Genomic DNA, 4,527 nt, shown 5'->3' on the forward strand with positions numbered 1-4,527 from the left:
GTCATGTCTGCGAGAACCGCGTCGAGGGGGCCGAGCGGGGCCGGTGAACGTGCCCTCGCACCGGACCTGGCACGCGGGTCCATGCTGCTGTTCATCGCGCTCGCCAACACGGTCTGGTACCTGTGGGCGGCGCCGACGGGCGGCCTGACGGCCCACCCGGAGCCCGAGGGGGCGCCGGACGCGGCCGCGCAGTTCTTCACCATGGTGGCCGTGGACTCGCGCAGCTACCCCATGTTCGCGTTCCTGTTCGGCTACGGCATCGTGCGGCTGGCCACGCGTCAGGAGGCGGCCGGGGCCGACCCGAAGGACGTGTCCGCCCTGCTGCGGCGGCGCAACCTGTGGCTGCTGGGGTTCGGTTTCGTCCACGCCCTCCTGCTGTGGTTCGGCGATGTCCTGGGCGCCTACGGACTGGCCGGTCTGGTGTTGTGCTGGCTGTTCCTCCGCCGCAGGGACACCACGCTGCTGGTGTGGGCCGGGGCGCTCACCGGGATCATGGTGCTACTGTCCGCGGTCGGCCTGCTGGGGCTCGTGTTCCAGCAGACCGGTACGGAGGCCGCGACATCGGTCTCCGACGGTGTGGACATGATGGCCGGCAACATCGAGAACCCCTCCGTGATCGGCGCCGCCCTCGGCCGTATCACCGTCTGGCCCGTGGTCGTCCTCGGCCAGGGTCTGGTGGGGCTGGTGGTCCCCACCGTGATGCTGCTCGGATTCTGGGCCGCGCGCCACCGGATCCTGGAGGAGCCCGGGCGCCACCTCGTCCTGCTGCGCCTGGTCGCCTTCGTCGGCGTCCCCGCGGGCTGGCTGGGCGGTGTGCCGACGGCCCTGGCCCAGATCGGGGTCTGGGACCGGTCACCGGGCGACGCACTGGCGTTCCTGGACCTGACCGCGGGCATGGTGGGCGGCCTGGGCTACGTCGCGCTGATCACCCTGATCGCCCACCGGATCCAGCGGCGCGGACGCGAACCGGGTGTGGTGCTGACCGCGCTGACCGCCACCGGGAAGCGCTCACTCTCGTGCTACCTCGGGCAGTCGGTTCTGTGCGCGCCGCTGCTGTCTGCCTGGGGGCTCGGACTGGCCGTGCATCTGACCTCGTGGAGCATGGTCCTGTTCGCCGTCGGCGTGTGGCTGGTGACGGTCGTGACCGCCTACGTGCTGGAGCGTGCGGGCCGACGCGGGCCGGCCGAGGTCCTGCTGCGCCGGCTGTCCTACCGTCGCCCGCTCGGGAGACAGGTCGCGGGGTCCTCCGACGACACGGACCAAGAGCGGACCACCCGCTGACCGGAAGCCGCAAAAACGCGCGTGCCGTTCGGCGCCCGGCCCGCCTCGATCCCTCAGGATGGGGTGTCATGGGCGACGATCACATGACAAACCACACCATAGGGGTGACCGGGGCGACCGGGGCGATCGGTGGACGCGTCGCGGCCCGGATCGCACGGCTCGGGCTGACGCAGCGGCTCATCGTCCGCGACATCAACCGGGCACCCGAGTACCCCGGAAGCAGCGCCGCCATGGCGGCCTACGAGGACACCACGGGCTTCGAACGGGCCTGCCGCGGGGTGGACACACTGTTCCTCGTGTCGGCGACCGAGTCGGAGGACCGGATCGACGCGCACACGAGCGCGGTGGACGCGGCGGTGAAGGCGGGGGTGTCGCGGATCGTCTACCTGTCCTTCCTGAACGCCGGGCCCGCGGCCACCTTCACCTTCGCGCGGACCCACTTCTTCACCGAGGCGCACATCCGGCTGTCCGGCGTGGCGCACACGTTCCTGAGACCCAGCCTGTACCTGGACCTGTTGCCGCGGTGGGCGGACGAGCACGGTGTGGTGCGCGGGCCCGCCGGTGACGGCCGCGTCGCCTGGGTTTCACGCGACGACGTGGCGGACGTGGCGACCGCGGCACTGACCGACCCGGCGGTGGTCGCGGTGTCGGCGAACGCGACCTACGACGTGACCGGACCGGAGGCGCTGACCCTGGGCGCCACGGTGGACAAGCTGTCCTCGCTCACCGGACGCACCGTCCGGTACGTGCCGGAGACCTGGGATGAGGCGTTGGAGTCACGCCGCGCCGGCGGGGCACCCGAGTGGGCGGTCGAGGGGTGGGCGTCGTCATACGCGGCGATCGCCACCGGGGAGATGGACGTCGTCGCACCCACCGTGCCGAAGCTGACCGGCCACCCGGCCCAGTCCATCGAGGGGTTTTTGCGGCGCCACCCGAGCGCGCTGTCGCACGTGGCCGTGTGACCGCCGCCGCGGGTGGCGTCCCCTGAGGCGGTCGCCTCAGGGGGTTTCGGTCGGGCGCCGCCAGAGTTCTCAGAGGTCGGGAGCGCGCCGTAGGCGCCCGCCGAGGGTGCCCGCCCCGCAGCGGGGCGAAGGCCCGGGGAGAACACCGCTACGCGCGGACGGCCAGCCGGGCACGCAGCTCGGCGGCGGCCGCCCTGGGGTCCTCCGCCTCCGTGATCGCACGGACGACCACGACCCGGCGGGCCCCGGCCTCCAGCACACGGTCGATGTTGGACAGGTCGATGCCGCCGATGGCGAACCACGGCTTGTCGGTGTCCAGGGCCGCGGCCCGCTCGACGAGTTCCAGTCCGGCGGCGGGCCGTCCCGGCTTAGTGGGGGTGGCCCAGGTCGGGCCGACGCAGAAGTAGTCGCTACCGAGTTCGGCCGCGGAGGCGGACGCGGCCTCGATGTCGTTGTTGGAGCGGCCGATGATCGGGTCCGCCCCGATGATGTCCCGGGCCATGGGGACGGGCAGGTCACGCTGGCCCAGGTGCAGGATGTCGGCGCGTACGGCGCGGGCGATGTCGGCGCGGTCGTTGACGGCGAGCAGGGCGCCGTGCCGCTCGCAGGCCTCCCGCAGCACCTCCAGGGCCGCGATCTCCTCGCGGGCCTCCAGGTCCTTGTCGCGGAGCTGGATGATGTCCACGCCCCCGGCGAGGGCGGCGTCGGCGAACTCGGCGAGATCACCGCGCTCGCGCCGGGCGTCGGTGCACAGGTACAGAAGGGATGCGTCCAGGTGCTTGCGCAGGCTGGTTCCGTGGCTGGTCCTCACGTTGCCACCCTAGGGCCTGTGCCGTGGGTCACCCAAGGGGAGACCCACGGCGGCGTGCCCCGGGTCCGTCCGCGGCACGGTGGCCCGCCGGGGTCGCCGTTCGCCCGACGGACGGGCCGGAGCGAGGCGAGGGCCCGGGGAAGGGCGGCTCAGAAGGCCAAGCCCTGGGCCCGACGGCGGACCTCGGTGCCCCGGTTCTCGCGCATCGCCTGGATCGGGGTCCCCGGCAGGGACTCGTCGGGCGTGAACAGCCAGCGCAGGGCCTCCTCGGTGGAGAAGCCCGCGTCGCTGAGCAGCACCAGGGTGCCCGGCAGCCCCTTGACGAGGTCGTCACCGTCGAGGAACGCGGCCGGGATGGACAGTTCGCCGGAGCGGACCACGCCCATCATGCGGTTCTCCCGGATCAGCTGCTTGATCCGGTTCGGGCTCACGCCCAGCGGCGCCGCCGCCTCCCTGAGGGTCAGCCACTCGCCGACCAGAGCGTCGATGTCGGGTTCGTGTTGTGTCACACCACCAATCTGCCACATCGGCGGAGGGGGGCGGACACCCTCGTGGGGCGGGGCCCGGAGCCTCCGGGGAGATCCCCGTCACCACCTCCCGGACCGGGGTCATCTAGGATGAACGCGGAAGTGAACGTCCCGCGGGAGCCGGGTGGACCCGGCTGAGAGGGAGGCTGGTCCGGCCTCCGACCGCACGAACCTGATCCGGGTCATACCGGCGAAGGGAGTGGAACCCGGCGCCATGCGCATTTCGAACGAACCCCGCCCCGCGACGAGTCGTCCTACCAATGTCGGTGACCGGGTGGTGGTGGTCGGCGGGGGCCTCATCGGGCGGGTCACCGCCTGGCGCGCCGCCCAACGCGGGCTGTCCGTCACCCTGGTCGAACCCGACCCCGTCGACGAACCGCGGCGTGCCCGGGCCTCCTCCGTGGTCGCGGCGGGCATGCTCACACCCACCACCGAGGCGGTGTTCGGGGAGGAGCGGCTCGTGGAGCTCGGTGTCCGCTCCGCGGGACTGTACGCCGACTTCGTGGCCGAGCTGGAGGAGGTCAGCGGCGTTTCGGTGGGCCACCGCACCACCGGCACGCTCCTGGTCGCCTTCGACCGGGACGACCTGGCCGTCCTCGACGACCTCCACGGCCTGCAGAAGCGCATCGGCGCCACCGGTGAACGGCTGACCAGCCGCGAGTGCCGACGCCTGGAGCCCATGCTCGCCCCGTCCGTGCGGGGCGGTCTGCTCGCCCCCGACGACCACTCGGTGGACCCACGTCTGCTGCTGCGCGCCCTGGCCGTGGCGGGTGAACGGGCGGGTGTGGTCGAGGTGGCCGACCGGGTCGAGGGGGTCGACCGCGCCACCGGCGGCGCCCGGCTGGGCGTGCGTCTGGCGGGAGGCGGTGTGCTGCCCACCGACCAGGTGGTCCTGGCCGCGGGCTGCTGGAACGAGCGGATCGCGCTCCCCGAGCCGGTGGTGCCG

General features: G+C 72.9%; 5 protein-coding genes and 1 riboswitch. Of the genes, 3 read left to right on the top strand and 2 right to left on the bottom strand.

Annotated elements, in window-relative coordinates; genetic code table 11:
* Positions 1-3 precede the first annotated feature (3 nt).
* Both D471_RS0118545 and D471_RS0118550 read left to right on the top strand, forming a co-directional pair.
* On the top strand, positions 4-1,281 hold the full coding sequence (locus D471_RS0118545) for a DUF418 domain-containing protein (protein ID WP_026127856.1): 1,278 nt from the start codon (positions 4-6) through the stop codon (positions 1,279-1,281).
* Between the two features lie 68 nt (positions 1,282-1,349).
* Entirely contained in the window at positions 1,350-2,243 is an 894-nt protein-coding gene (locus D471_RS0118550; RefSeq protein WP_026127857.1) for an SDR family oxidoreductase, read from the top strand.
* Positions 2,244-2,391: 148 nt separating this feature from the next.
* On the opposite strand, the gene thiE is transcribed toward D471_RS0118550, so the two are convergent.
* Entirely contained in the window at positions 2,392-3,054 is a 663-nt protein-coding gene (thiE, locus tag D471_RS0118555) for a thiamine phosphate synthase (RefSeq protein WP_017600001.1), read from the bottom strand.
* Positions 3,055-3,203: 149 nt separating this feature from the next.
* Entirely contained in the window at positions 3,204-3,581 is a 378-nt protein-coding gene (locus tag D471_RS0118560) for an Rv2175c family DNA-binding protein (protein ID WP_394296858.1), read from the bottom strand.
* Between the two features lie 103 nt (positions 3,582-3,684).
* Positions 3,685-3,797: riboswitch (TPP riboswitch) on the top strand.
* Here D471_RS0118560 and D471_RS0118565 point away from each other — a divergent pair.
* The coding region (locus tag D471_RS0118565) for an FAD-dependent oxidoreductase (RefSeq protein ID WP_152486366.1) at positions 3,796-4,527 on the top strand (732 nt) is incomplete at its 3' end. Its footprint overlaps the riboswitch before it by 2 nt.

Origin of the sequence: Nocardiopsis lucentensis DSM 44048 (assembly GCF_000341125.1) — a bacterium.
In the GTDB taxonomy this organism is placed as follows: Bacteria; Actinomycetota; Actinomycetes; order Streptosporangiales; family Streptosporangiaceae; genus Nocardiopsis; species Nocardiopsis lucentensis.